This window comes from Sphingobium sp. AP50 (genome assembly GCF_900109095.1).
Taxonomy (GTDB): Bacteria; Pseudomonadota; Alphaproteobacteria; order Sphingomonadales; family Sphingomonadaceae; genus Sphingobium.
The window spans coordinates 87,309-112,861 of the sequence record NZ_FNYZ01000016.1 but is presented as its reverse complement, the minus strand read 5'-3'; the positions used below and the strand labels follow the sequence as shown (position 1 = coordinate 112,861).

Below are 25,553 nucleotides of genomic sequence, written 5' to 3'. Positions count from 1 at the left end.
CCTGCCCTGCCAGTTTCACAGTGGGCATAATGGTTATTCATGTGGAGGGGGTGCCAGAGTCGAAGCGAGTTAACTAATGCGAACCAATATCATATTGGGGGTCAACATGGCTTTTGCATCGATTTTGCCGTCCCGTCCGCGCGCGTCCACGACACGCAGCACCGTCCTCCTTGCCGCCATGGCGCTGGCCGCAACCGCCGAACCCGCCCTCGCCGCAGCCCCCACCCTGCCGCATAACCTGACGGCCTGGGGCATGTTCATGGCGGCCGACTGGGTGGTGAAGTCGGTGATGATCGGCCTCGCCCTCGCATCGGTCGCGACATGGACCGTGCTGGTCGCCAAATCGCTGGAACTCAAGAAGCTGGTCGCCCTCCACCGGACCGCCTTCACCCAGATCGATGACGCGCGCGGCCTGGGCGACGCATCCCGCGCAGTCAGTACCGATGCCATCGCTGCCGCCGCCTTCCTCAGCGCCGCCCGCGTGGAAATCCAGCAGTCCGATGGTGCGCTCGATGATGTCGATGGCCTCAAGGAACGTATCGTCTCGCGCCTCGACCGCACCGAAACCGCCGCCGTTCGCCGGATGCAGCGCGGCACCAGCATCCTCGCGACCATCGGCTCCACCGCACCCTTCGTCGGCCTGTTCGGCACCGTCTGGGGCATCATGAACAGCTTCGTGGGAATCGCCGAAACCCAGACCACCAATCTGGCCGTCGTCGCGCCGGGCATCGCCGAAGCGCTGCTGGCGACTGCCCTGGGTCTGGTCGCGGCCATTCCGGCCGTCGTCATCTACAATCATTTCGCCCGCCAGATCGCCGGTTACAAGGCACTGGTCGGCGACACTTCCGCCGCCGTGTTGCGCCTCGTCTCGCGCGACGCCAGCCGGGGTCAGGTGAAGCCCAAAATGCTTCAGGCGGCGGAGTAAACCGCATGGCCGCAAAGCTCAGCCATGACGATGATCTCAGCGAAAATCATGAGATCAACGTCACGCCGTTCATCGACGTCATGCTGGTGCTGCTGATCATCTTCATGGTGGCGGCCCCGCTCGCCACCGTGGATGTGAAGGTCGACCTGCCCGCCGCCTCTGCCCTGCCTGCGCCCAAGCCGGACAAGCCCCTCTATGTCACCATCTCGGCCGACCGCAGCCTCTCGATCGGCAATGATGCGGTCACGGAAAATGCGCTGGCCGCCGGTATCGCACAGGCGACCGGGGGCGATACCGAACAGCGCATCTTCCTGCGCGCCGACAAGAGCGTCGATTATGACCGGTTGATGCAGGTCATGAACCTGCTGCGCGGCGCAGGCTATCTGAAGATCGCGCTGGTCGGCGCGGAGAGCGCCACTTGAGCGCGGTGGCCCTCAACCCGGCGCACCTCTTCGATGATCGCGGTGACACGAAGCGATGGCGCCGCTCGCTCAGCGCGGTCGCCGCGGCGCATGGCGTCGCGCTGGTGATCGCGGCAAGCTGGAGCGGCGCGCATCTGGTGCGCCTGCCAGAACCGCCGCCGATCGCGATCGATCTCGCGCCACTGCCCATCGCGCAGGAAATCGCCCCGTCGGCTCAGGCATCGGCCGCTGCCCCCGCACCCGCCCCGGCGGCAAAGCCGGTGCCGCAGCAGACGGTCGTGCAAAAAAGCGAACCGACGCCCATCATAGAGACGCCCCGTCCCATCGTCCCTGTCAGCCTGCCCGCCGCCCGCCCGTCTCCTGCTCCGGCGGCAGCCCCCAGCGCGGCGGCCGGCACCGGCAGCAGCCAGGCAGGTACAACCGGAACGGCCAGTGGCGCGGCAACCGGCGCCTCGACCGGATCGTCAGCAGGTGAAAGCGCACGTGGCGGGGGCAATGCAGCCGCCGTCTGGCGCGGCCGGGTTCTCGCCCATCTCGATCGGCATAAACGCTATCCCCAGGCCGCCAAGCTGATGAAACGCGAAGGCCGCGTACAGATCAGCCTGACGCTCGACCGCCGGGGCAAGGTGCTGTCGGTAGAGGTCAATCGCGGCGCCAGCTTCAAGCCCTTCGACACCGAAGCGCTCGACACGGTCCGCCGCGCCGATCCCCTTCCACCGCCGCCGCCCGAAGTGGCCGGCGACACCATCCCCATGCAAGTCCCCATCGGCTTTTATCTTCCCGGAACAAAATGAAACATTTTCCTGCGGCCGTCGGCCTGCCCCTCGCCCTTTTCGCGGGGGCGGCAGCCCCTCTATTCGCGCAGCCCGACACCAGCCTTCCGGCGCCCCAGACGATCGCAGACCGGGGCCATCCCCTCTATCGTTTCGAAACGCTGAAGGTCGCATCACCCGACGGCGCGCGCAGCTATCTGCTCAAGGTCGCGATCCCGAAACGTAAAGCGCCAAAGACCGGCTATCCGGCGATCTGGATGCTGGATGGCAAGGCCGCGATGGCGGCGATCGACGAAAAGATGCTCGACACGCTGGACGCCGCCGGGCCGCCAGTGATCGTCGCCGTCGGCCATGATAGTCCGCTGCGACTGGATACGACGGAACGGACGCGGGACTATACGCCCGGCCCGCAAAGCCAGGATACGCGCGGTCGCAAGAGCGGCGAAGCGGACGCGATACTGGCCCTCATGACCGGAGACATGCGCAGCCGCGTCGCCGCGCTCGCCCCGATCGATCCAAAGCGCCAGACCCTATGGGGCCACAGCCTCGGCGGCCTGTTCACGCTGCATGTGCTGCTCGTCCATCCACAGGCGTTCAGCGCCTATTATGCCGCCAGCCCCTCGCTCTGGTGGAATGACGGCGCGATCACCCATGGCGCGACGACTGGCCTGCGATGCCGCTGCACGCTGGTCATCGGCGAAGGCTCCACCACGGAGGTCGATCCGGCCCGCGCCGCCCGCGCAGGCCGCCGCGCGATCGGCGCAGAGGGGCGGCAGGCCTTCGATGACCGGCTAAAGGCGATCAAAGGCCTGAAGGTCCAGCGACAGGATTTCCCCGGCCTCACCCACGGCCCGATGTTCAACGCCACCATCCCGCCCGCCCTGCGCCTGTCCGTCGGATTGCGGCCGTAGGCCTCACCTTCTGAAACCGAACGAAAAGAACCGCAGCACCTCTCTGGTGTTGCGGCCCTTTCGCCATTTCGCACTTTCAGGCTGCGACGATGTTAAACTTCCGTGCATTTCAAGCGTGGTGAAAAGGCAGGTTTGGGTAGTGTGCCGACATCATCTCCTCTCCCATCGGGAGAGGAAGGGGCCCGCTCGGCGCAGCCGAGTGGGAAGGTGAGGGCAGCCACTTTCGCACCCTGTCCCCCTCACCCTTCCGCCGCTGCGCGGCTCCCTCCCCCTCCCGGTGGGAGAGGGACAAGGTTCGCCTTTGATCGCTTGGCCCCATCCGACCCCACGAGAGCACCGGATGGGAACAAAGCCTATTAGAAGGACGCCGTCGTCGTCACGAAATAAGCACGACCCGGCTCGTTATAATTGTTCGCACCCGACGCATTGTTCGAGCTTTCGCGATAGAGGCGCTTGTTAAACAGGTTGGACACGCCCGCACCGATACGGAAATTGTCGTTCACCTTCACATTGGCGTTCAGGCCGACCTGATTATAGGCCGGGCGCGGCCGCAACTGCTCCTCGGTCGGGGTCGCCCCGCTATAGAAGACGCTGTTGGGCACCTGCTTGCCGTAACGGGTGAAGGTCATCAGCAGGTTGAATTGCGGCGTCACCTGCCAGTCCAGCGTCGAGTTGATCGTATAGTCGGGAATGACCGACAGCCGTTCGCCGGTCGTCTTATTCTCATTCTGGATCATATAGGTGACATTGGTGTTGAAACTCAGCGTCTTGTGCAGCGGCAGCAGGATATTGCCTTCGATGCCTTCCACAACCGCCTTGGGCGCATTCTGCCACTGGAAGATGCGACCGATGGTCGATCCGCCCGTGGTATTGCCGATCGGCACATTGCCCGCGATGATCTTGTTGTCATAATCGTTGCGGAAATAAGTGACGCTGAAATTCCACCCCTTGGGGGCGTAGGCGATGCCGATTTCCTTGTTGACGCTGCGCTCCGCATCCAGATCCGCATTACCCTGCACATAGCAGCCGCCGCCCAGGTTCGAATAGTCAAGGGGACAGCCATTGCCGCGCGTATAATAAAGATAATTGGGGTTGGACTGATACAGGTTCGGCGCCTTGAACGCGCGGGCGATGCCGCCCTTCAGCGTCAGATTGGCGATCGGCGCGAAGGACAGGTTCAGGCTGGGCGACCAGTTGCTGCCAAACTGGCTATGCCGGTCGAAACGCATGCCCGGCGTCACCGTCACCGGCCCCAGGATGATATTATCCTCGATGAACGCGGCGAACGTATCGGCATCCGAAGTCGCATCGCGCGTGCCCTCTTCTGCGCCGGGAATTTCCTGCGTGTTCTGAAGAACCTGCGACATGGCATAGGGATCGTTCAGATATTCGTATCGGAATTCGCCGCCGACCGTCACGACATGCATCAGGCTGCCGGTCTGGAACGGCACGTCCAGCGATCCGTTCACATACCAGTTCTTCATGCGCGACGTCGAAAATTCGCTCGTCGTATTGAACGTCCCTTCAGGACCACCGGCCAGACCTTCGTTCAGGCGGCGGTTCTTGGTATATTCATATTGCGCGATCAGCTTCGCCGTACCGAAATCGAAATCGCCCTGATAATTGGCGCTGGCGGTCTGGCGCTTGATGACATTGGTCTCCTCGCCCACCATCGCCGACACATTCTCGCTGGTCGCGCCGCTGCCCGACAGGCGATATTCGCCCGCATATTCATTGCCCTGACGGCTGAAGCTGGTTTCGATGTCCAGGCGCTGGCCGCTGCCGGGCGTGAAGCGCAGCATGGCGTTGATATCCTTGTTGGTCACACCTTCGCGCGCACCGGGCGGATTTTCACCTTCGGCGGTCCCCGATGCATCGGCGTTGATCAGCGCATTATCGGCCGACGTCTTGTTATAATTGCCATAGAGGCGGAAGCTGACGATATCCTTCACGATCGGCCCGCTCAGCGAGAAATTGGCGCGCTTCGTGTTGCTTTCTGACGTGTCGTCAGGCTGCTGGATATAGCCGGTCACCGATCCGTGGAAGTCCTGCGAAGGCCCCTTGGTGATGATGTTGATCACACCGCCGGCCGCGCCCGAACCGTAGCGCGCCGCCGCCGGGCCGCGCAGGATTTCGACGCGCTCGACTTCCTCGGCCGGCACCCAATTGGTGTCGCCGCGCGAATTGCGCTCGCCGTCGCGGCCCATGCGCGTAGAATTGCGCGACTGGACCGGCTTGCCGTCGATCAGGATCAGCGTGTTTTCCGGCCCCATGCCGCGAATGTCGATCTGGCGATTATTGCCATAGGTGCCGCCCGATCCGCTGTTGGTCAGGTTGATGCCCGGCTGGCGACGGATGATGTCGGCCAGATCATTGACCGGTGGCCGCTTCTGAATATCCTCGGCCGTGATGATGGACGAACCCAGCGCCTGACGCGCCTGCGCCTCGGCCGTATCCAGCACGCGCAGTTCATCCAGAATCTGCGTCTCGGCCTGTTCTTCCTGCTGCGCGGCATTGCTGCTTTCGCTCGTCTGCGCGATCGCCGTCGCGCAGACTATGGTGCTGAGCGCAGTCGCGGACAGCAGGGTGAAGATATCCAGTTTCATAAGCCCCCTTCGAGCATAGGCACAGGACGCCGCCCCGCGGAATCACATGGGTTCCGGGGCGGTCATCCAAGAGCGTCTTTAAAAATCACGGCGCGGAAGCGCTTTATGTTTGCGATTAGCTCGCATTAGCGCCGTTGCCACAGGGGTTAGCGGAAGGCCACAATCTGAAATGAATATCGATTATGCGTGGCCCGACCGGCAGATATCGGCGACCAGATCGACAAACCAGGCGGTCGACGGGTCGCGCCGGATGCGCTCATGCCATAGCAGCCAATAGTCATAGCCGGGGATTTCCGCAGGGGCCGGCAATTGGGCCAGGCGCGGGTCCAGGCATAGCTGATCGGCTACCCGACCCGGCACCGTGGCGATCGCATCCATATCATACAGGAAGGCGCCGACGCCGAAGAAAAAGGGTATGGTCGCAACGATCTTCCGCTCGACCTGCTGAAGGGCCAGAAGGCTGCTCAGCGGATCGACGCCCTCATCGCCAACCGTCACATTGACATGCGGATAATCAAGATAGGCCCCCAGATCGATCCCGCCCGACAAGGCCAGCAGGGGATGATCGCGCCGGATCACGCAGACGGACGTTTCCGCCATCAACCGGCGGCTATAGGCCGTGCGATCGTCGGGCAAATAGCCCGATATCACGAAATCCGTCTGCCCCGACGCCAGCCGGTTTGCGACATTGTCACTATAAAACTGGATATCCACGCGCGCATGGGGTGCCAGCGCGGCCAGCCGTGCGTGCACGAGAGAAAAGATCGCGGCAAGCCCGGAATCCGTTGCCGAAATGCGGAAGGATTTTTCCAGCGCGCCGGGATCGAATATCTTGGGTTCGAACAGGGCATCGGCATTGCCCAGCCATTCGCTGAGCGGCTCCAGCAACTCCTCGGCCCGCTGCCTGCGCTGCAACCCCTGATTGGTGCGAATGAACAGCGGATCGTCGAAAATCTCGCGCAGCCGCGCCAGCCCCCGACTGACGGTCGGCTGGCTCACCCGCAACCGGCGAGCCACCACGCTCACGCTGCCCACCTGCAAAAGCTGGTTCAGCATGACAAGCAGGTTCAGATCGATGCCGTGCAGACGGATCTCGCATACTCCCTCATTCAGAAATGAATATGGGGATCACGCTATTGCGGCGCAATATCAATAACAAGGAAATAACCATTTTTGCGGCCATCCATCGGACTTCTTATAGTATCAGTGCCATATTTTATCGGTCAGCAATAAACCCAGTCTAACCAGCAATGTGAGCAACCCCTATTTTTCTGATTTCGGAATCTGCTGATGGTCGAACTGCGTGGGAGACAGCATCCAGTTCCTGACAGGCTTGCATTCCTGATTGTAAAAGATCTCGATATAATCGAACATGTCCTGCCGGACTTCCGCGCGTGTTTTGCAGGTGCGTCGTCGGATGCGCTCGCGCTTGAGCGGCGAGAAGATACTCTCGGCTAGCGCGTCGCCATGACAGTTGCCGCGCCGACTCATCGAATGCTCAAAGATTTTGAGCATGGATGAAGGCTGCCCAATCCACGCTGGTGAATTGCGAGCCTTAATCCGAATGGATCAGCATTCTCTGCTTTGGCTTGCGCCGCCATACTGCCATGTGCAGCGCCTAAAGTATCAAATCGGTGGTCGACCGGCCCTCCCTCAACCAGCCCACCGCGCGGCGGGAATAGAGATCGATCACGACGGCCAGATAGGCAAAGCCTTCAAAGGCCGGATGAAGGTGATGTCTGTCACCCAAGCCCTGTCGTGCGCAGCGACATCAGAATGTTATCGACAGTCAGGGATGGCTTGCCGCCATAGCTCTCCGGCCGGCGCTTGTAGCCGATCTGCGCCTTCACACCCGCCAGCCTTGGCGGGCGGGCAATGTGGTTTGGACTAATATCTCTCGCCTTGATCCAGCAGATCAGCATGCAGCTTGCAGTAGCCATAAACCTTGCCGTTGTCGCTTCAGGCTTGACGGATCAACTCTGTCTGCCGAGCATCCAAGCCCTCGCACTCAAGGGGCTCTTCTGACAGGCATGGAAACCGCTGGGCTGGATGCGCAGGCACCTGCATATCGACCGAACCCGGAACTGGTAGCGATGCTAAGTAACGGACGCGTATCTCACTTTGCGTCCTTGGCGAAACGAAGTGACCGCATGTCAAATACGCGGTGGCTTTTTTAGGACGTCGCGCTCCCCGTCACCCGATCCAGTTCGCGCTTAAACTGACGGAACTCTGCATCCTTGCTGACACCGCCCGCGCCAATTGCCGCTTCAATGCGTACAGAAAAATGCTGACTGAAGCCGAGTCGCTCAGAGCCGAAGGCCAGCGCACCTAAACCTCGGCTACCGGATACCCACGTTCGGTGATCTGGGCAACTGCATCACGCTTGAACTCATCGTTGAAAATGAACTTCCCCATCGCCGTCTCCTGTCCTCAAAATTAGGATGGAAGGCGTCTAGAAAACTAGGGGCTATTCAGTTCAACGCCTAAATCTCCTTCAATTTTGGAGTGAAATTGCCAACATCGCGCTCGCTCTTGAAAGCCGCAAAGCCGCAACCATATCAACGCTGTCCGGTCGCCAATTGGGGCCGGACAGACTATCGCCGGATGCCAGATACGGGTCCGGCAGGTTCATTTTGCTCTTTTGGAGATTATGACAATGCGTGGTTTCGACCTGACCCCCTATCGCCGCTCGACCGTGGGTTTCGATCGTCTGTTCGACCTGATCGAAAATAATGCCCGTCTGGCGCAGGGGGATAATTACCCGCCCTTCAATATCGAACGCCTGTCCGAAGACCGCTATCGCGTGACCCTTGCCGTCGCCGGCTTCCGCCCGGAAGAAATCGACATCACCGCGCAGCAGAACCTGCTTCAGGTGATCGGCCGCAAGGATGACAATTCGACCGATCGCTCCAAATTCCTGCATGTCGGCATCGCTAACCGCAGCTTCGAGCGCCGCTTCGAACTCGCCGATTTCGTGCGGGTGGAAAAGGCCGATCTGGCCGATGGCCTGCTGAGCATCGAACTGCTGCGCGAAGTGCCCGAAGCGATGAAGCCCAAGAAGATCGCCGTCAATGGCGGCCACCTCGTCGACATCAACGAAGGCCGCGACGCAGCCTGATCCGGCATCGTTCAACAAGATAAGCGAAGGGCGCGTGCCGCAAGGCTGCGCCCTTTTTTATGCCTGAAAATCCTCCCCTTACGGGGGAAGAATTATATCTCGACCTGGCTACCCAGTTCGACCACCCGGTTCGTCGGCAGGCGGAAAAACTCCATCGCGCTTTCCGCGTTGCGCAGCATCCAGGCGAAGATCTTTTCCCGCCACAGCGGCATCCCCGGCTTGGCGGACGGCAACAATGTTTGGCGCGCCAGGAAGAAGCTGGTGTCCATCATCTTGAACGCCTGCCCGCAACCGGTCACATTCTTCAGCGCGGCCGGCACGTCGGGTTCCTGCATGAAGCCATATTGCAGCACCAGACGGAAGAAGCCCCGGCCCAGATCCTCCAGCTTACACCGCCCATCATCCTCCACGACCGGCACATCCTTGATCTTCACTGTCAACAGGATGACCCGCTCGTGCAGCACCTTGTTATGCTTGAGGTTATGGAGCAGCGCATGGGGCACGCCATCGGGCGTCGATGTCATGAACACCGCCGTTCCCGACACCCGCACCGCGCTGTTGGCGGCGGAGGCGACGAAGACCGGGATCGGCATCGCCGCTTCGCGCAAACGATCCTGCACCAGCCGGCGACCGCGCGACCATGTGGTCAACAGGGTGAAGACGATGAAGCCGATCAGCAGCGGGAACCAGCCGCCGTCCGGCACCTTGGTCAGGTTCGCAGCCAGATAGGCGCCATCGACCACATAGAATACCGCCAGCAGCGGCGCCGCATAATACCATTTCCAGTGCCACAAGCGATAAAGCACCACCGTCAGCAGCACATTGTCGATAAACATCGCACCCGTCACCGCGATGCCATAGGCGGCGGTCAGGTTGGACGATGTCTGGAACACCAGCACCAGCAGGATCACCATCACCATCAGCCCCCAGTTGATCAGGGGGATATAGATCTGGCCCGCGGTCGACGCGCTGGTGTGGGAAATGCGCAGGCGCGGCATGAAGCCCAACTGGATCGCCTGCTGCGTGACCGAGAAAGCCCCGGAAATCACCGCCTGCGACGCGATGATCGCGGCCAGCGTCGCCAGCACAATCAGCGGCAACTGGCCCCATTGTGGCGCGAGATTATAGAAGGGGCTGTGCAGCGCCGCCGCGCCTTCGCGAAACAGCAGAGCGCCCTGCCCCATATAGTTGAGCATCAGCGCGGGCAGCACGAAGAACAGCCAGGACACCCTGATCGGCTTGCGCCCGAAATGCCCCATGTCGGCATAAAGCGCCTCCGCCCCCGTCACCGCCAGCACGACCGCGCCCAAAGCCAGGAAGGCAGGCAGCGGATCGGTGACGAAGAACATGAACGCCCAATAGGGGTTCAGCGCATAGAGGATACCCGGCGTCTTGAGGATCGAGAGGACGCCCAGCGCCGCGATCGTCACGAAATAGGTCAGCATGATCGGGCCGAAGAAGGCAGCGACCTTGTTGGTGCCCAGCCCCTGTATCCAGAACAGACCCAGCAGGATGACAATCGCCACCGGCAGGATCGCCGGGGCCAGCGCCGGATTATAGACGGTCAGACCCTCGACCGCCGAAAGCACCGACACCGCCGGCGTGATCATCGAGTCGCCATAGAAAAGCGCCGTCGCGAACACGCCCAACAGCACGATGCCGCGCGACCAGCGCTGCGTCTTGGTCTGGCCGTTGATCAGCGCCAGCAGCGCCAGGCTGCCGCCCTCGCCCTTGTTATCGGCGCGCATGATGATGCTGACATATTTCAGCGTCACGACCAGCATCATCGACCAGAACATCAGGCTGATCACGCCCAATATATGGTCGGGGTCCAGAGCAAGATGATGATGGCCCGCAAAGGTTTCGCGGAAAGCGTAGAGCGGGCTGGTACCGATGTCGCCGAAGACGATGCCGATGGCGCCGACGACCAGCTTTACCGTCGCCTTTTGCCGCCCATGGCCGTGGCCATGCTGCTCGTCATCGGCCGGCGCCGTATTGGGAAGAAGATCAGCCATGAAAGGAAAACCTGATGGTCATCGCACACCGGGCTGAGGGATACCGCGCCGAAGGATAGCGGATTGGAAAGGATATGTCATACCCTGCATAGCGCCGCGCCCTATCACGCCTCCAGACGGGGCGCAATCATCCGCGCTGCGGCGCATCATTGCGGGACAGTATCGCCATTGGCCAGCATCGCGTCGATACGCGCGATATAGGCTTCCAGTTCCGCCTTCACCTGACTGCCGGCCGGCGCGCTGGCGGCCAGCGGCGCCCACATATCCCGCGCGCCCTGCAACTGGTTGTTCCGCGCCAGCGCCAGACCATAGAAATAGCGCGGTGCCGGTCCCGCCGGATCGATCGCCAGCGCCCGGCGATAGGCGAACTCAGCACCGGGCGAGAGCACGCCATCGGCATGATTGACCAGCGCATTGCCCAACCCCAACCACAAATTGGCGTCATCGGGCGTCGCGCGCAGGCCCGATAGCAGCACATTGGCTGCCTCCTTGGTCTTGCCCTGCCGTGCGAGGCCATCGGACAGCATCATCCATTGCGCCGCCGGGCCGAAGCGTTCCGCCAGACCACGGCGCTTTTCCGCCTGCTTCTCGTCGAACGCCTCGCCTTTGCCCTGCGCCACATGGCGCGGCGCCCCGGCCTGTCCCGGATGCCCCTGCCAAGCATAGCCAGCCAGCCCCAGCAACAGCGCCGCCGCACTGATTTCCCGCGCCGACCGGGGAATGCGCCCGATCAGCAGCAGGGCGACGAAGACGAAAGCCGCGAGGCCAAAGGCGATGAACCATCCCGTCATCGGCTTTTCCTCCGCTTGATCCGGCCGCGCAGCAGCAACAGCCCCAGTCCCAGAAACAGCAAAGGCGCGCCCCAGAGCGGCCACAGGATCGGCGCGGCGGTCGGCTCATAGCTGACCCAGTCGCCATAGCGAGAGATCAACCATGTGCGGATCGCTTCGGGCTGTTCCCCGGCCATGATCCGCTCGCGGATCTGCGATCGCATGTCACCGGCCATGCTGGCACCCGAGTCGGCGATCGACTGACTCTGACAGGTGAGGCAGCGGATGGTTTCCATCAACGCCTTGGCCTTGCGCTCCTGCGCCGCATCGGGAATTTGCCGATCAGCCCAGGGCGCGGGCGGCAGCGCCGTCTGCGCCACGGCCGGTACCGCGACCAGCGCTATCAGCAAGACAAGCAGCAGCTTCATTGCGCATCCTTCAGCCGGTCGAGGATCATCGGCACGTCATCGGCGCGAATATCGCCGATATGCTGATAGGCGATCCGCCCCTTGCCATCGATCACGAAGGTTTCCGGCACGCCGGACGATCCCAGCGCCATCTGCACGGCGCTGCGCGCATCCAGACCGATCCGGGCATAGGGATTGCCATAGCGCTTCAGGAAGCCGTCGACATCAGGCCGGGCGTCGCGAATGGCGATGGCGTCAATCTCGACCCCCGCCCGTTTCAGCGCCATCAGTTGCGGCGCCTCCGCAGCACAGGGCACGCACCAGCTGGCGAAGACATTGAGCAGGCGCGGCTTGCCGGTAGCGAGTTGAGCGCTGGTCAGCGCCGGCCGGTCACTGGCCCCCGCCGGCAGGGTGAAGGCCGGCAGCGGCTGACCGACAAGACGCGAATGGATGATGCGGTCGTCGGGCTGGAAAAGCCCGCTGGCGAACAGGCCGATAAAGGCCAGAAACAGCATGAGCGGCAGCCAGATCCAGACTTTCCTCATGCCTCAGCCTCCCTGCGCGCCCGCCATTTCAGCAGCCAGCCGCGCCGCTCCCGCCCGACCAGCGCCAGCGCGCCGCCCAGCGCGATCATGATGCCGCCCAGCCAGATGAAGGTGACGAACGGCTTCCACCAGATACGCATCTGCCAGCGGCCGCCCTCCACTTCCTCACCCAGCACGACATAAAGCTGTCCGTTCCAACGGGTCAGCAATGCCGCTTCGCTGGTGGTGGTCGGCGGAGAGGCGAAGAAGCGCGATTGTGGCCGGATCAGCACCGGCGCACCGCCCCGATCGACCTGCATATCCGCCTGAAGCGCGGTCCAGTTGTCCCCCGCGATCGGCATGATCTGCACGAAGCGCAGCGTCCAGCCGGCCGTCTGGATCGTGTCACCGGGGCGCGCCGCCACCAGCTTCTCGACCGTGAAGGCCGAATCGCAGGCCATGCCGGCCAGACTGACGGCGCAGCCCAGATGCGCGATCACCATGCCCCAGGTGAAGAGCGGCGTGCGCAGCAGCTTGCGCTTCCACAAAGGCGCGATGCTCGCCGCGCCGACCGCGATGGCGATGACGAGGCCCAGGAAAGGCAGGATGCCGATCCGGCCCCATGCGAGGATCGCCAGCGCCCCCGCCGCCACGACAAGCAGCAGCGCAGGCACGATCAGCCGCTTGCCCACCGCGCTCGCGCTGTCCCGCCGCCAGCGAGTCAGCGGCCCGGCCGCCAGCACGACCATCAGCGCCAGCGCCAGCGGCCCGGCGATCCGGTCGAAATAAGGCGCGCCCACCGACACCTTATGGCCGAAGGCTTCGGTCATCAGCGGATAGAGAGTGCCGATCAGCACGATCCCCAAAATCACCGACAGCAGCAGATTATTGGCCACCAGCATGGTTTCCCGGCTCACCAGTTCGAACGGCGCGCCTTCACGCACCGATCCGATCCGCCAGCCGAACAGCGCCAGTGCCCCGCCAATATAGATGGCTAGCAGCGCCAGAATGAAGCTGCCCCGCGAAGGATCGACGGCGAAGGCATGGACGCTGGTCAATATGCCCGATCGGACAAGGAAGGTGCCGACCATCGACATGGAGAAAGCGATCACCGCCAGCATGATCGTCCAGGCGCGTAGCGCGTCGCGCGTCGCCAGCACGGTCACACTATGCAGCAGCGCCGTCGCCGCCAGCCATGGCATCAGCGATGCATTTTCGACCGGGTCCCAGAACCACCAGCCGCCCCAGCCCAGTTCATAATAGGCCCAATAGCTGCCCGCCGTGATGCCCAGCGTCAGCAGCACCCATGCCGCCAGCACCCATGGCCGCATGGCGCGCGCAAAGGCGGCATCGACCTGCCGCGTCAGCAACGCACCGATGGCAAAGGAGAAGGCGACCGACAGGCCGACATAGCCCAGATAGAGCGTCGGCGGATGGAAGGCCAAACCGGGGTCTTGCAGCAGCGGGTTCAGCCCCTGCCCGTCCGGCGGCGGATCGATCCGCGCGAAGGGATTGGAGGAAAAGAGCAGGAAGGCGTAGAAGCCCAGCGAAATCGCCGCCTGCCCGCCCAGCGTCGCCATATGCGCGTCGCGCTTGAGCGCCCGCTCGAACAGCGCGACGGCTGCGCCCGCAACGCCCATCACCGTCACCCACAGCAGCATAGACCCTTCATGATTGCCCCAGGTGCCGGCGAATTTGTAAAGCCAGGGCTTCATCGAATGGCTGTTGGTCGCAACCAGCAGCACCGACATGTCCGACCGCAGGAACAGGGTGATCAGCAGGGCGAAGGCAATGGCGGTCAGCAGCCCCTGCGCCACGGCAGCGGGGCGCACGGCGGCCAGCAATTCAGTCTTGCCACCCTTCAATCCCGCGAAGGCCAGCAGTAATTGCAGCAGAGCCAGCGCCGCCGCCAGCCACAGAGCGGCCAGACCGGTTTCGGCGATCATGCCCGCCCCCCATTCACATCATCGTCATGCCAGCGAAAGCTGGCATCTCTCTTCTTTTGCCCTCGCGCTGAAGAAGAAGTGAGATCCCAGCCTTCGCTGGGATGACGGAGGTGGAGAATTGGAATCACCGCTCCGCCTTCATCTCGTGGGTTGTCTCATTATAAGTCATCCCCTCCAACTCGCGGGGCATATAGCGTTCGTCATGCTTGGCGAGCAGGTTGGTCGCGACGAATGTGCCCTTCGCGTCGAACGAACCTTCCGCCACGACTCCGCTACCTTCCTTGAACAGGTCGGGCGCGATCCCGCTGAAGGTGGCTGGCACGGTCGCCTTGCCATCGGTCACGTCGAAATGGATGGTGACGCCATCGGCCGCCCGCTTCAGGCTGCCTTTCACCACCATGCCGCCCAGCCGGATATTCTTGCCCGGCTCGACGCCCTTGGTCTTCACGTCGCCGGGCGTATAGAAATAGGCGGCCTCATCCTTGAGCGCCGACACCGCCAGCAATCCGGCGCCGATAATCGCCACCAGCGCCGCCAGCGCCAGCATCAGCCGTTGATGTTTGGCCTTCATGACCGGTCCGACAGCTTTTCGGCCCCGCGCTCAGCACTCCGCATCGCACGCCAACTCAACAGGCTGACCAGCCCCGTCCCTATAGCCGTCACCGCATAAGCGGCGATCACGAAAGCCCATTGGTTCATCTCTACCCTCTTGCCCTTACCCTCGGGCCAGACGCTGCATGCGCGCCTCGACTTTATTCTGTGCCAGTATCGCCCGCATCCGCATCAGCACGATCGCCCCGAACCACAGCGAAAAGCCCAGCAGGGTCAGCCCAAGCGGCCAGAGCAGCGATCCGTCGATGCTGGACCCGCGCAGGGTGATGCTCGGGCCCTGATGCAGGCTGTTCCACCAGACGACGGAGCGATTGATGATCGGAATATTGACCGCGCCAACCAGCCCGAAAATGGCCGTGACATTGCTCACGCCACCCTGCCCGTCACGCGCGCTGGCATTGGCGAGCGCGATATAGCCCAGATAGAGGAACAGCAGGACCAGCATGGACGTCATGCGTCCGTCCCATTCCCACCAAGTGCCCCAGGTCGGCCGCCCCCAGATGGAGCCGGTCATCAGGCAGATCGCGGTGAACAAGGCGCCCGGCGCAGCGATCGCCCGGCCCGCAATGGCCGCCAGCGGATGGCGCCAGACCAGTTGCATCAGCGCCGCGATCGCGATGCCGCTCCATCCGCCCATGCCCAGCCAGGCGGCGGGTACATGGATATAGAGAATACGCACCGTATCCCCCTGAAGATAGTCGGCGGGCGTCACGAACAGGCCGCATGCGCTGCCGATCACGATCAGCAACAGACCCGGCCAGAACAACCAGCCGGTCAGCGGACGCGCGATCTTCAGGAAGCGGGCGGGATTGGCAAAACGGTGCATCAGGGCTGCGTGTGTAGCGGTGCGTGAAGCGCTGCGCCAGTAGGGCATTTTGCCGATAGCCATGGACCACGCACCCGCTTGACAATCGCCGCTTTCCCGATCGATACCCTGCCCTATCGGGCCGACGCGGACGCCCGGTGAGGCGGTGTCCGCCCAAGTCCGCTCCATTCGCCGCATGCGCGGCGCAAAGGGGCGTTGCCATGACCGATACCGCCGATGCCGCTGGCATCTTTCCGACCCGACCCTCCCAGTTCAGCCTGACGGCGCTGTTCCTGAAATTCCTGCGTTTCGGCGCGCTCGCCTTTGGCGGACCGGTCGCGCAGATCGCCATGATCCGCCAGTCACTGGTCGAGGAGGAAGGCTGGATTGAGCCGCGCCGCTTCAACCGCCTGCTGGCCATATTGCAGATATTGCCCGGCCCGGAAGCACATGAACTTTGCGTCCATATGGGCATGGTCGCGCGCGGCCGGATCGGCGGCCTGCTCGCGGGTCTGGGCTTCATGCTGCCCGGCTTCCTGCTGATGTTGGCGGCCGGCTGGCTCTATATAGGGTGGGTCGCGGGCAATCCGTCGCTGGCCGGCCTGCTGCTGGGCGTGCAGATCGTGGTGCTGGCGGTCATCCTGCGGGCGGTGGTGCGAATCGGACAGCATATCGTCGAAAGCCGCCTGCTTGGGCTCATCGCCGCCATCGCCTTCGCCGCTACCCTGCTGGGCGTTCCCTTCTGGCTGCTGCTCGCCACTGGGGCAATCGCGCATATGATGCCAGATCGACCAGCGCTGGCCGTCGCCATAATGCTCGGCCTGACCGTCGCGGCAAAGCTGGTACTTCCCCATCTGCCTCTACCCCATACAACGCCGATCGCCACCAGCGGCGCGCCCGTCACCCTGGCCATGCTGTTCCTTGCCGGACTGAAGGGCGGCCTCCTCACCTTCGGCGGCGCCTATACCGCTATACCTTATGTCCGGGCGGACACGGTGGGACGCGGATGGATCAGCGACGCGACTTTTCTGGATGGCGTCGCGCTGGCGGGCCTGCTGCCCGCGCCGCTCGTCATCTTCGCGACCTTCGTCGGCTATGTCGTGGGCGGGCCAGTCGGGGCGATCGCGATCACGGTCGGCATGTTCCTGCCGGCCTTCGCCTTCTCCCTGCTCTTCTTCGAACGGCTGGAGGCGGTGGTCGAGCACCCGGCCCTGCATCACGCGCTGGCCGGCGTGGCCGCCGCCGTCCTCGGCATCATCGCGGCGACCTTCGTCGATCTGGCCTGCGCAACCGGCGCCCATATAGACAATGTCCTGATCGCCTTGCCCATCTTTGCCGTCGCGCTGATCGTCGCCTGGCGGATGAAAGGCGCCTGGGTGACGCCTGCGATCATGGCCGCAGGGGCTCTAATGGGCTGCCTTTTGCCGCTATAACCAGACCCATTCTCCAGTAAATGGCCGGAAACACTGGGTTTCCGGGCCGTTCATCGCCTTTTTTATGACAGGGAGGCGACAAAGCGACCTTTACGCACTATATGCGCGCCCATGGATGACCCTTACAGGGTTGTCAGGAACGGCTATGGAACCGCTCACACCCATGATTACGACCAATCCCTTCGACGACGACAAGTTGCGCGAGGAATGTGGCATTTTCGGCGTTTCCAATGGGGAAACGGCGTCTGCCATCGTCGCGCTCGGCCTTCACGCGCTGCAACATCGCGGTCAGGAAGCCGCCGGCATCACCAGCTGGGACGGGCATGATTTTCATACCCACCGGGCCATGGGCCATGTGGCGGGCAATTTCGACCGGGACGAAGTGATTCGGGGCCTGCCGGGTGAAAGTGCCTGCGGCCATGTCCGTTACTCGACCACCGGCGAAACATCGCTGCGCAACGTTCAGCCGCTTTATGCGGAACTGAATTCGGGCGGTTTCGCCATTGCCCATAATGGCAACATCTCCAACGCGATGAAGGTGCGCCGCGAACTGATTCGTCGCGGATCCATCTTCCAGTCGACGTCGGATACCGAAGTCATCATCCATCTGGTGGCGACCTCCAGCTACCGCACCCTGCTCGACAAGTTCATCGACGCGCTCAAGCAGATCGAGGGCGCCTACTCCCTGATCGTCATGACTCCCGAAGGCATGATCGCCTGCCGCGATCCGCTGGGCATCCGCCCGCTCGTCATGGGCAAGCTGGGCGACGCCTATATTTTCGCATCGGAAACCGTGGCTTTCGACGTGGTCGGCGCGGACTATGTCCGCTCGATCGATCCGGGCGAACTGGTCATCGTCACCAATGACGGTGAAATCCGCTCGCACCGTCCCTTCGGCGAGACGCATGCGCGCCCATGCATCTTCGAACATGTCTATTTCAGCCGCCCCGATTCGATCATCGACAATTCCAGTGTCTATTCGGTCCGCAAGGCGATCGGCGCGCAACTGGCGATCGAAAATCCGGTCGATGCCGACTATGTCATCCCGGTGCCGGACAGCGGCGTGCCTGCGGCCATCGGCTATGCCCAGCAATCGGGCATTCCGTTCGAACTGGGCATCATCCGGTCGCACTATATCGGCCGCACCTTCATCCAGCCGGGCGACAAGGTCCGCCATCTGGGTGTGAAGCTGAAGCATAATGCCAACCGCGCGCTGATCGAGGGCAAGAAGATCGTGCTGATCGACGATTCGATCGTGCGCGGCACCACATCGCTCAAGATCGTACAGATGATGCGCGAGGCTGGCGCGGCCGAAGTGCATATGCGCATCGCATCGCCGCCGACCAAGCATAGCTGCTTCTATGGCGTCGACACGCCCGAACGCACCAAGCTGCTGGCGCACAAGCTGGACGTGGGCGGGATGCAGGATTTCATCCACGCCGACAGCCTGTCCTTCATCTCGATCGACGGCCTGTACAAGGCACTGGGTGAGGCCAAGCGCGCGGACATCCGTCCGCAATATTGCGATGCCTGTTTCACTGGCGACTATCCTACCAAGCTGACCGATCAGGACGACGCAGTCGTCACCAACCAGTTCGAACTGCTCGCCGAGCGCGTGGTCTGATCCTTCTTTGGGCGGCCCGATCGGGCCGCCCTTTCCATTTCTGACGCAAACAGGCTCCGGCAGTCGACCGGAGCGACGGGAGTGCCATGTCCGACCTTCCCCTTTCCGGCAAACTGGCTCTGGTCACGGGCGCAAGTCGCGGCATAGGCGCCGCCACGGCCTTGGCGCTGGGCGCGGCGGGCGCTCATGTCGTGCTGACCGCACGGACGAGCGGTGGACTGGAAGAGGTCGAGGATCGCATTCATCAGGCCGGCGGCCATGCGACGATCGCCCCGCTCGACCTGATCGACGGCGAAAGCATCGGCCGACTGGCGCAGGCAATCGGCGGACGCTGGCAGGCGCTGGACATATTGGTGCTGAACGCCGCCACGCTGGGATCGCTGGCGGCGGTGCAGGCCATTGACGCCAAGGAATTTTCCCGTCTGCTGACGCTCAACATCGCCGCGCCGCAGGCGCTGATCGCCGCATTCGACGGCATGCTGCGCGCCAGTGGTGACGCCCGCATCGTCGCGCTGACCTCCTCGGTCGCAACGCCCCGCGCCTATTGGGGTGCCTATGGCGCGTCGAAGGCGGCGCTGGAAACGCTGGTCGGCGCCTATGGCGAGGAAGTGAAGAATATCTCCGCCATCCGCACCCATATCGTCGATCCCGGCGCCACCCGCACCGCGATGCGCGCCCGCGCCTTCCCCGGCGAAGATCCGGCAAGCCTGAAGGGGCCGGAAGTGGTGGCCGATGCCATCGTGCAACTGGTCACGGCCGATACGCCGACCGGGCACAGGATGCGCGTGGAATAGAGGGAAGCAGCACAAGGGCTGCTTCCCTCCTTCAGAGACCGCTGTCCAACGGTAACAGACATCAATTTGGTGTCACTGAAGAACAACATCAGTAATATTGCTGTCTGTTTGTCACTTGCCTGCTTGACGCCTTGTCATCGCCACTCAGGGTAAGCCGAGGCGAAGCAACAAGGTACGCTTCGTTTAGCCTACCTACCCAATCTATCACAAAATGGGATTACCGCAGAACATATAATGCCGAGACATCAATTACCGGATTTGACCAGCGTCACCTGCGCCACGTCGATCCCGCCTCCGCGAAAACCGCCTTCGCAATACATCAGATAATAGCGCCACAAGGCCACGAAATGCTGGTCGAAACTGGCGGGCAACTGACCTTCCTCGATCGCCCGGTCGAAGCGCTGGCGCCAACGTCGCAGCGTCTCCGCATAATGGAGGCCGAAGCGGTGGACGTCCCGCCATTCCAGCCCCTGCGCCGCCGCCAGCGCCCGAAAGCGGCTTTCCGAAATCAGCATGCCGCCGGGGAAGATATAGGTCTGGATGAAGTCGGCGCCGCGCGCATAGCTTTCGAACAGGGCGTCATCGATCAGGATATATTGGATCGCCGCCTTCCCGCCGGGTTTCAACAGGCGATGGACCGCGGCCAGATAGGCGGGCCAATAATGCTCCCCGACCGCCTCCACCATCTCGACGCTGGCGATTGCATCATATTGCCCCTGCGCATCGCGATAGTCGGTCAGCATGATGTCCGCGCCTGATCCCAGCCGGTCGCGCGTATAGTCCGCCTGCTCGGTCGACAGGGTCAGGCCCGTATAGCGAATCGCCTGCCGCTCCATCGCCTGTTCGGCCAGCCCGCCCCAGCCGCAGCCAATTTCCAGCAGAGCGTCGCCATCCTTCAGGTCCAACCGGTTGAGGATCGCATCCACCTTGCGCCGCTGCGCCTGTTCCAGACTTTCAATCCTGCTGTCAGGGTCAAGGAACAAGCCACTGGAATAATGCATATATGGGTCCAGCCACAGGCTGTAGAAATCATTCCCCAGATCATAATGATAGGCGATGTTAAGGCGCGACCCGGCCCGGTTGTTCCGCCGCGCCCAATGCGCGATCCGGCCGATCCAGCGTGCCGGACCACGCGGCCGCGCTGCCCGCCCCAGCGCTGCGGCATTGCGCATGAACAGCGCAAAGAGCGGCACCGGGTCCGGGCTGGACCATTCGCCCGCCGCCCATGCCCGATACCAGCCGGCCGATCCGCCGCTCGCCAGTCGAAGCAGCGCGCGCCAGTCATGGACTTCCACGATGCAGGAGGGCCCATCCGCCCGGCCGCCGAGCAGCCGTCGGGTTCCGTCCGGCAGGACCGCCTCCAGCGCGCCCTGTTCCAGCCCCAGATCGATCCGGTCGAGCATGCGATGAAAGACAGGGGCCACCAACCGTGCCAGTCGCCCCGGCGATCCGCTAAGCGGCGGTTGGTGTACGGACAGGGCGCGTCGGCCGCGCCGGGGATCGGTGGCGTTCATGGCGCCGATCCTGCAACAAGGTGAACGCGGCTGCAATCATCCCTTCATATGGCGATAGGCGGCCAGCGCGCGTTCCCGTCCCTCCCGATGGCCAATGATCTTCGCGGGGTAGTTTTTGGGCCGCGCATCATGTGCATCGGGATCATGGATCACGTCGTCGGACAGGTCGGCCAGTTCCGGCACCCATTCGCGAATATAGTCAGCCGCGTCGAATTTTTCCGACTGGCTGAGCGGCGCCATGATGCGGGTGAAGAGATTGGCGTCGACGCCGCTGCCTGCCACCCACTGCCAGTTGACGCTGTTATTGGCATAATCGGCGTCGACCAGCGTATCCCAGAACCAGCGCGCGCCATGGCGCCAGTCGATCAGCAGATGCTTGATCAGGAAACTGGCGGCGATCATGCGCACCCGGTTATGCATCCATCCGGTCGCCCAAAGCTGCCGCATGCCTGCATCCACGATGGGATAACCGGTTCTTCCCGTCTTCCAGGCGGTGAAATCGGACCGGGCATCCCGCAGATCGCGCCAGCGCAGTGCATCGAATTCGCCGCGCGCATTGGCCGATCCATAGGTGGGCAACTGGCATATCTGTACATGCGCATAATCCCGCCAGATCAATTCCTTGAGGAAGATATTTATATCTTTCTGCGAAGATGTGACGCGGTGCCAGACAGTGGCAGGCGACACTTCCCCGAAATGCAGATGCGGCGACAGACGCGACGTGCCTTCAATCGACGGCAGGTTGCGCGCTTCGGGATAGTCGCCCACTTCATCAATGAAATCCGTGACATGCCGCCGCGCGCCCTCTTCGCCCGGCGTCCAGTCCCGGCTGAAACCCGCCGCCCAGTCCGGCGCGGTCGGCAGCAAGGCCCAGTCCTCCAGCGAATCGCTGGCGGGCCAATGCGCCGGCGCATCGACCCGGTGCGGCGCTGGATGGGGCTGCGCGGGCGGCATATGCTCCATCACGGCCCGCGCGAAAGGCGTATAGATACGATATTGCCCGCCAGCGCCCGTCCGCACTGCACCGGGCGGCAACAGCAGGCCGCCATCATGCAGCGTGAGGTCCAGCACCCGCCCGACCGCCTTTTCTGCATTGCGCCACCAGGGCTCATAATGGTGCAGGCCATGGACCCGCGATGCCCCCACCTCCTTGGCCAACCCCTCCAGCACCTCGGCGCAATTGCCGCGCCGCAGGATCAGGCGGGAGCCCTTCGCCCGCAGACTGGCGTCCAACTCGGACAGGCTATGGTGCAGCCACCAGCGCGCCGCACCGCCCATCGCCCATTGGCGCGGAGCCTCATCATCCAGCACATAGACGGGAATGACCGGCCCCTCGGCCGCCGCCGCGGCAAGCGCGGCCTGATCGGAAAGGCGGATATCCTGGCGGAACCAGAGCAGAACGGGATCGGACATGCCATGCCAATGCGCCGCCCCCGTCCCGGTTCCAAGCGGCCGTTGGGGCATATTGCCTTCATCGGCGCGCCTGCATCACCTCGTCGCAAATCGCCGCAATCGCGATTCGTCCAATGGACGTGGCGCGTATGCCTGCCTATTCTGACGGCGCGCGCCCATGTTCGGCGCCGAAGGCAGGCCAAGGGGTATGGTCTGCCGGGATCAGGATTATAGGGGACATAATGGCTTCGACGCCGAATGAACGGGAATTGGCATACCGGCCCTGTGTCGGAATCATGCTCGTGAACATGAATGGCCAGGTATTCGTCGGCCAGCGACTCGATAATGTCGTGGAAGCCTGGCAGATGCCACAGGGCGGCATTGACGAGGGCGAGGATGCGAAGACCGCAGCTCTGCGCGAATTGCGCGAGGAAACCGGCATCGGCCGCGAGCATGTCGAGATCATCGCCAAGGCAAAGGATGAGCATTTCTACGATCTGCCGCCGGAATTGGTCGGCAAGCTGTGGGGCGGCAAATATCGCGGCCAGCGCCAGTTCTGGTTCCTGGCCCGCTTCATCGGCGACGACAGCGATATCGATATCCAGACCAAGGATCCGGAGTTTCGGGAATGGAAATGGGCCGCGCCCGAAACGCTGCCGGAGCTGATCGTACCGTTCAAGCGCAAGCTCTATCGCGACATATTGCAGGAGTTCCGGACGCTTATCTGAACAGATAGACGTTTTGGGGGCTTAAAATTCGCGGTCGCGGCGGTATGACGGGGGCATGCGTGCCTGTCTGATCCCCATTCCGCTGCTGATCGCCACTCTGCCCGTCGCGGCCCAAGCCGCCGACGGTGCGCTATTGCCGCCGTCGGTCCGCGAGATGATGGAAGCGGCGATCGCCAATGGCAACGAAACGGAAATCGCGACTGTTGCCAAGATCGCCAAGCAGACCAATCCCGCTTCTGCCGATGAAATCCAGCGCATGGTCAATAGCTGGAAGGAACGGACCAAAGCGACCCACGACACGGTGATTCGCGAAGCGCGCTTCAACGAATTGTGGACCGGCCGGATCGAGGCGGGCGGCTTCCGCTCCACCGGTTCGACAAGCGAAATCGGAATCAGCGCCGCCGCTACCGCGACCCGCACAGGCATCCAGTGGACACACAAGCTGACCGCCAGCGCCGATTATCGCCGCGCCAACGGCGTCACTTCGCGCGAACGCTATTTCGGCAGTTACGAACCCCGTTATGAATTTGACGCGCGCGGCTTCGCTTATGGCCTGGCCCAGTTCGAGCGCGACACGTCGATTGGCTATGACGAACGCTATACCGGATCGGTCGGTGTCGGTTACAAGCTGATCATGTCCAAGCCGGTCGATCTGTCGGCGGACATCGGTCCGTCCATCCGCCATGCCAAATATATCATCGGCGAACGCGAAACGAAGCTGGGCGTTCGTGGATCGATGGCGCTGGCCTGGCGCGCCACCCCGACGCTAACGGTCAAGCAGACCGCATCGGGCTATGCCGAAAGCGATGTCTATACGCTCAATTCGCTGACATCGGTGGAAACCAAGGTCAGCACCCGCTGGTCGGCCGCCTTCTCCTATAATGTCCAGTATGAATCGGAAACAGTGCTGGCGGCGCGCGATTTCGACACGCTCAGCCGCCTGACCCTGACCTATGATTTCTAAGTCGATCTGACACGTATCGATCGGCTTTGACCTCTGCCTGCGGATTAGGCAGCCTCCATCCGTCCGACAGGGGTGGAGGAACGATGCGCGGTTCGATGATGACGATGCTGGGGGCGCTGCTGCTGACCTCCGTGGCGGGCGCGGTGCGGCCGGAGTGGCACTGGCCAACGCTGCCTGATGGCGTCGCCGCGCCCGCCCTGCCCGAAGGCATGAGCATGACGGCCGCCAAGGTGGAACTGGGCCGCCGCCTCTTCTACGATCGCGCGCTATCCCAGAACAAAAGCATGGCCTGCGCCGACTGCCATCAGCAGGCCCGTGGCTTTACCGATGGCCTGCCGACCCATGTCGGCGTCACCGGGGAGATGGGCGTGCGCAACGTGCCGGGCCTGACCAATGTCGCCTGGCGCACCGGCCTTACCTGGACCGAAGCCGGCCTTTCGACGCTGGAGGCGCAGGCGATGGTCCCGATGACCGGCAGCAAGCCCGTCGAAATGGGCATGGCCGACGGTGACGGCGAACTGGCGCAGCGGCTGTCGGCAGATCCCTGCTACCGCGGCCTGTTCGCGCGGGCTTTCCCCGGCACGGCATCGCGAATAGACTATGCCATGGTGACGGCGGCGCTCGGCGCGTTTCAGCGGACCCTGATTTCCTTCGGCAGCGCCCATGACCGGGGCGCCCAGACGCCGCTGGCGCGCAAGGGCGCCGCGCAATTCGCCGTATCCGGCTGCGTCGCCTGCCACAATGGCCCGGACCTTACCGACGGACAGGTTCATTATGTTGGTACGGCAGCGCCAAGCGAAATGGACGCCAGCCTCTATGGCGGCAAGCCGCTGCCTCCCGGCTTCGAGCCGCCGCCCGAACGCTTCCGCACCCCATCGCTCCGCAATGTCGCGGTAACGGGACCATGGCTGCATGACGGCCAGAGCCCCAGCATCGAATCGGCGATCCGCCGCCATGCCGCGCCGCAACTGGCCGACATGGACATGCCCGCCCTGCTCGCTTTCCTCGATTCGCTGACGGATCGCGACTTTTTAGAAAACAGCGCCTTCGGTCCACCACCGGCCGCCTGCCCCACCGGCATCTGACCAAAAAAAAGACCGATCCAAGAAGGACCGGCCTGAAAGTTTTTAGGAGAGGATGCCTGAAAGGCCCGCTCTCTATGAAATGTTAGCGCCACCATCGCAAGTGCGAAATGGATTTCCACGGTTGCAAAGATTGCAACCGTGGGGCGATTAGGCAAATCCATAGCCCTACGGCTTCAACCAGCGAG

At 62.9% G+C, this 25,553-nt stretch carries 23 protein-coding genes and 1 pseudogene; 11 read left to right on the top strand and 13 right to left on the bottom strand.

Translation table 11 applies throughout. The features are described from left to right. The first annotated feature begins 106 nt into the window (after positions 1-106). The 4 genes from exbB to BMY84_RS21535 are packed head-to-tail and all read left to right on the top strand — an operon-like array spanning position 107 to position 3,031. Positions 107-925 (top strand): tonB-system energizer ExbB, encoded by an 819-nt coding sequence (gene exbB, locus BMY84_RS21550; protein WP_218147000.1) that lies wholly within the window; start codon positions 107-109, stop codon positions 923-925. Between the two features lie 5 nt (positions 926-930). Continuing rightward, positions 931-1,347 carry a TonB system transport protein ExbD gene (gene exbD, locus BMY84_RS21545; protein ID WP_093086473.1) on the top strand — a complete coding sequence of 139 codons (417 nt, stop codon included), beginning with the start codon at positions 931-933 and terminating at the stop codon, positions 1,345-1,347. Between the two features lie 5 nt (positions 1,348-1,352). Further along, entirely contained in the window at positions 1,353-2,141 is a 789-nt protein-coding gene (locus BMY84_RS21540) for an energy transducer TonB (protein ID WP_256215351.1), read from the top strand. Beyond that, the gene (locus BMY84_RS21535; RefSeq protein WP_093086470.1) at positions 2,138-3,031 is read left to right on the top strand and encodes an alpha/beta hydrolase; all 894 of its coding nucleotides are present in this window, start codon (positions 2,138-2,140) and stop codon (positions 3,029-3,031) included. The genes BMY84_RS21540 and BMY84_RS21535 overlap by 4 nt, the downstream gene beginning before the upstream one ends. Before the next feature lie 356 nt (positions 3,032-3,387). Here BMY84_RS21535 and BMY84_RS21530 read toward each other — a convergent pair whose 3' ends face one another. The 3 genes and pseudogenes from BMY84_RS21530 to BMY84_RS21520 form a co-directional block, all read right to left on the bottom strand. After that, entirely contained in the window at positions 3,388-5,637 is a 2,250-nt protein-coding gene (locus tag BMY84_RS21530; RefSeq protein ID WP_093086467.1) for a FepA family TonB-dependent siderophore receptor, read from the bottom strand. Between the two features lie 180 nt (positions 5,638-5,817). Further along, a complete protein-coding gene (locus BMY84_RS21525) occupies positions 5,818-6,702 on the bottom strand; it encodes a LysR family transcriptional regulator (RefSeq protein ID WP_256215350.1) in 885 nt (294 codons plus the stop codon). A gap of 198 nt (positions 6,703-6,900) precedes the next feature. After that, positions 6,901-8,052, bottom strand: a pseudogene (locus tag BMY84_RS21520) (IS3 family transposase). Positions 8,053-8,293: 241 nt separating this feature from the next. Here BMY84_RS21520 and BMY84_RS21515 point away from each other — a divergent pair. Next, the gene (locus BMY84_RS21515) at positions 8,294-8,755 is read left to right on the top strand and encodes an Hsp20 family protein (protein ID WP_093011411.1); all 462 of its coding nucleotides are present in this window, start codon (positions 8,294-8,296) and stop codon (positions 8,753-8,755) included. A 92-nt stretch (positions 8,756-8,847) separates the two neighbouring features. Here BMY84_RS21515 and BMY84_RS21510 read toward each other — a convergent pair whose 3' ends face one another. From BMY84_RS21510 to ccmC, 8 genes are all read right to left on the bottom strand, one after another. Beyond that, positions 8,848-10,770, bottom strand: coding sequence for a potassium transporter Kup (locus BMY84_RS21510; protein WP_093086463.1), 1,923 nt, complete (start codon positions 10,768-10,770; stop codon positions 8,848-8,850). 146 nt (positions 10,771-10,916) lie between these two features. Continuing rightward, positions 10,917-11,561 (bottom strand): tetratricopeptide repeat protein, encoded by a 645-nt coding sequence (locus BMY84_RS21505; RefSeq protein WP_093086462.1) that lies wholly within the window; start codon positions 11,559-11,561, stop codon positions 10,917-10,919. Next, a complete protein-coding gene (locus tag BMY84_RS21500; protein ID WP_093086460.1) occupies positions 11,558-11,968 on the bottom strand; it encodes a cytochrome c-type biogenesis protein in 411 nt (136 codons plus the stop codon). Before BMY84_RS21500 ends, BMY84_RS21505 begins: the two co-directional genes overlap by 4 nt. After that, on the bottom strand, positions 11,965-12,492 hold the full coding sequence (locus BMY84_RS21495) for a DsbE family thiol:disulfide interchange protein (protein WP_093086459.1): 528 nt from the start codon (positions 12,490-12,492) through the stop codon (positions 11,965-11,967). Before BMY84_RS21495 ends, BMY84_RS21500 begins: the two co-directional genes overlap by 4 nt. Beyond that, on the bottom strand, positions 12,489-14,417 hold the full coding sequence (locus BMY84_RS21490; protein WP_093086457.1) for a heme lyase CcmF/NrfE family subunit: 1,929 nt from the start codon (positions 14,415-14,417) through the stop codon (positions 12,489-12,491). Before BMY84_RS21490 ends, BMY84_RS21495 begins: the two co-directional genes overlap by 4 nt. 124 nt (positions 14,418-14,541) lie before the next feature. After that, positions 14,542-14,988 carry a cytochrome c maturation protein CcmE gene (ccmE, locus tag BMY84_RS21485; protein ID WP_093086455.1) on the bottom strand — a complete coding sequence of 149 codons (447 nt, stop codon included), beginning with the start codon at positions 14,986-14,988 and terminating at the stop codon, positions 14,542-14,544. Next, positions 14,985-15,116 (bottom strand): hypothetical protein, encoded by a 132-nt coding sequence (locus tag BMY84_RS30555; RefSeq protein ID WP_256215344.1) that lies wholly within the window; start codon positions 15,114-15,116, stop codon positions 14,985-14,987. Before BMY84_RS30555 ends, ccmE begins: the two co-directional genes overlap by 4 nt. Before the next feature lie 16 nt (positions 15,117-15,132). Beyond that, entirely contained in the window at positions 15,133-15,855 is a 723-nt protein-coding gene (gene ccmC, locus BMY84_RS21480) for a heme ABC transporter permease CcmC (RefSeq protein ID WP_093086528.1), read from the bottom strand. A gap of 200 nt (positions 15,856-16,055) precedes the next feature. On the opposite strand from ccmC, the gene chrA reads away from it, so the two are divergent. The 3 genes from chrA (at position 16,056) to BMY84_RS21465 (ending at position 19,685) form a co-directional block, all read left to right on the top strand. After that, positions 16,056-17,267 carry a chromate efflux transporter gene (gene chrA, locus BMY84_RS21475; protein ID WP_093086454.1) on the top strand — a complete coding sequence of 404 codons (1,212 nt, stop codon included), beginning with the start codon at positions 16,056-16,058 and terminating at the stop codon, positions 17,265-17,267. A gap of 163 nt (positions 17,268-17,430) precedes the next feature. After that, a complete protein-coding gene (gene purF / locus BMY84_RS21470) occupies positions 17,431-18,891 on the top strand; it encodes an amidophosphoribosyltransferase (RefSeq protein ID WP_371262268.1) in 1,461 nt (486 codons plus the stop codon). Between the two features lie 86 nt (positions 18,892-18,977). Further along, positions 18,978-19,685 carry an SDR family NAD(P)-dependent oxidoreductase gene (locus tag BMY84_RS21465; RefSeq protein WP_093086452.1) on the top strand — a complete coding sequence of 236 codons (708 nt, stop codon included), beginning with the start codon at positions 18,978-18,980 and terminating at the stop codon, positions 19,683-19,685. A gap of 245 nt (positions 19,686-19,930) precedes the next feature. Here BMY84_RS21465 and BMY84_RS21460 read toward each other — a convergent pair whose 3' ends face one another. Both BMY84_RS21460 and BMY84_RS21455 read right to left on the bottom strand, forming a co-directional pair. After that, positions 19,931-21,199: an SAM-dependent methyltransferase gene (locus tag BMY84_RS21460; protein ID WP_093086450.1), complete on the bottom strand. Its 1,269-nt coding sequence runs from the start codon at positions 21,197-21,199 to the stop codon at positions 19,931-19,933. 36 nt (positions 21,200-21,235) lie between these two features. After that, positions 21,236-22,612 carry a cryptochrome/photolyase family protein gene (locus BMY84_RS21455; RefSeq protein WP_093086448.1) on the bottom strand — a complete coding sequence of 459 codons (1,377 nt, stop codon included), beginning with the start codon at positions 22,610-22,612 and terminating at the stop codon, positions 21,236-21,238. Between the two features lie 221 nt (positions 22,613-22,833). On the opposite strand from BMY84_RS21455, the gene BMY84_RS21450 reads away from it, so the two are divergent. From BMY84_RS21450 to BMY84_RS21440, 3 genes are all read left to right on the top strand, one after another. Further along, positions 22,834-23,319, top strand: coding sequence for an RNA pyrophosphohydrolase (locus BMY84_RS21450; RefSeq protein ID WP_093086446.1), 486 nt, complete (start codon positions 22,834-22,836; stop codon positions 23,317-23,319). Positions 23,320-23,374: 55 nt separating this feature from the next. Beyond that, complete coding sequence (locus BMY84_RS21445) at positions 23,375-24,283, top strand: DUF481 domain-containing protein (RefSeq protein WP_093086444.1); 909 nt, start codon at positions 23,375-23,377, stop codon at positions 24,281-24,283. An 83-nt stretch (positions 24,284-24,366) separates the two neighbouring features. Further along, on the top strand, positions 24,367-25,368 hold the full coding sequence (locus BMY84_RS21440; protein ID WP_093086442.1) for a cytochrome-c peroxidase: 1,002 nt from the start codon (positions 24,367-24,369) through the stop codon (positions 25,366-25,368). Positions 25,369-25,553 lie beyond the last annotated feature (185 nt).

Excerpts from the sequence above, each read along its gene's own strand:
- exbB (WP_218147000.1), top strand. The coding sequence starts at position 107 with ATGGCTTTTGCATCGATTTTGCCGTCCCGTCCGCGCGCGTCCACGACA.
- exbD (WP_093086473.1), top strand. The coding sequence starts at position 931 with ATGGCCGCAAAGCTCAGCCATGACGATGATCTCAGCGAAAATCATGAG.
- BMY84_RS21535 (WP_093086470.1), top strand. The coding sequence starts at position 2,138 with ATGAAACATTTTCCTGCGGCCGTCGGCCTGCCCCTCGCCCTTTTCGCG.
- BMY84_RS21530 (WP_093086467.1), bottom strand. The coding sequence starts at position 5,637 with ATGAAACTGGATATCTTCACCCTGCTGTCCGCGACTGCGCTCAGCACC.
- BMY84_RS21515 (WP_093011411.1), top strand. The coding sequence starts at position 8,294 with ATGCGTGGTTTCGACCTGACCCCCTATCGCCGCTCGACCGTGGGTTTC.
- BMY84_RS21510 (WP_093086463.1), bottom strand. The coding sequence starts at position 10,770 with ATGGCTGATCTTCTTCCCAATACGGCGCCGGCCGATGACGAGCAGCAT.
- BMY84_RS21505 (WP_093086462.1), bottom strand. The coding sequence starts at position 11,561 with ATGACGGGATGGTTCATCGCCTTTGGCCTCGCGGCTTTCGTCTTCGTC.
- BMY84_RS21500 (WP_093086460.1), bottom strand. The coding sequence starts at position 11,968 with ATGAAGCTGCTGCTTGTCTTGCTGATAGCGCTGGTCGCGGTACCGGCC.
- BMY84_RS21495 (WP_093086459.1), bottom strand. The coding sequence starts at position 12,492 with ATGAGGAAAGTCTGGATCTGGCTGCCGCTCATGCTGTTTCTGGCCTTT.
- BMY84_RS21490 (WP_093086457.1), bottom strand. The coding sequence starts at position 14,417 with ATGATCGCCGAAACCGGTCTGGCCGCTCTGTGGCTGGCGGCGGCGCTG.
- ccmE (WP_093086455.1), bottom strand. The coding sequence starts at position 14,988 with ATGAAGGCCAAACATCAACGGCTGATGCTGGCGCTGGCGGCGCTGGTG.
- BMY84_RS30555 (WP_256215344.1), bottom strand. The coding sequence starts at position 15,116 with ATGAACCAATGGGCTTTCGTGATCGCCGCTTATGCGGTGACGGCTATA.
- ccmC (WP_093086528.1), bottom strand. The coding sequence starts at position 15,855 with ATGCACCGTTTTGCCAATCCCGCCCGCTTCCTGAAGATCGCGCGTCCG.
- chrA (WP_093086454.1), top strand. The coding sequence starts at position 16,056 with ATGACCGATACCGCCGATGCCGCTGGCATCTTTCCGACCCGACCCTCC.
- purF (WP_371262268.1), top strand. The coding sequence starts at position 17,431 with ATGATTACGACCAATCCCTTCGACGACGACAAGTTGCGCGAGGAATGT.
- BMY84_RS21465 (WP_093086452.1), top strand. The coding sequence starts at position 18,978 with ATGTCCGACCTTCCCCTTTCCGGCAAACTGGCTCTGGTCACGGGCGCA.
- BMY84_RS21460 (WP_093086450.1), bottom strand. The coding sequence starts at position 21,199 with ATGAACGCCACCGATCCCCGGCGCGGCCGACGCGCCCTGTCCGTACAC.
- BMY84_RS21455 (WP_093086448.1), bottom strand. The coding sequence starts at position 22,612 with ATGTCCGATCCCGTTCTGCTCTGGTTCCGCCAGGATATCCGCCTTTCC.
- BMY84_RS21450 (WP_093086446.1), top strand. The coding sequence starts at position 22,834 with ATGGCTTCGACGCCGAATGAACGGGAATTGGCATACCGGCCCTGTGTC.
- BMY84_RS21445 (WP_093086444.1), top strand. The coding sequence starts at position 23,375 with ATGCGTGCCTGTCTGATCCCCATTCCGCTGCTGATCGCCACTCTGCCC.
- BMY84_RS21440 (WP_093086442.1), top strand. The coding sequence starts at position 24,367 with ATGCGCGGTTCGATGATGACGATGCTGGGGGCGCTGCTGCTGACCTCC.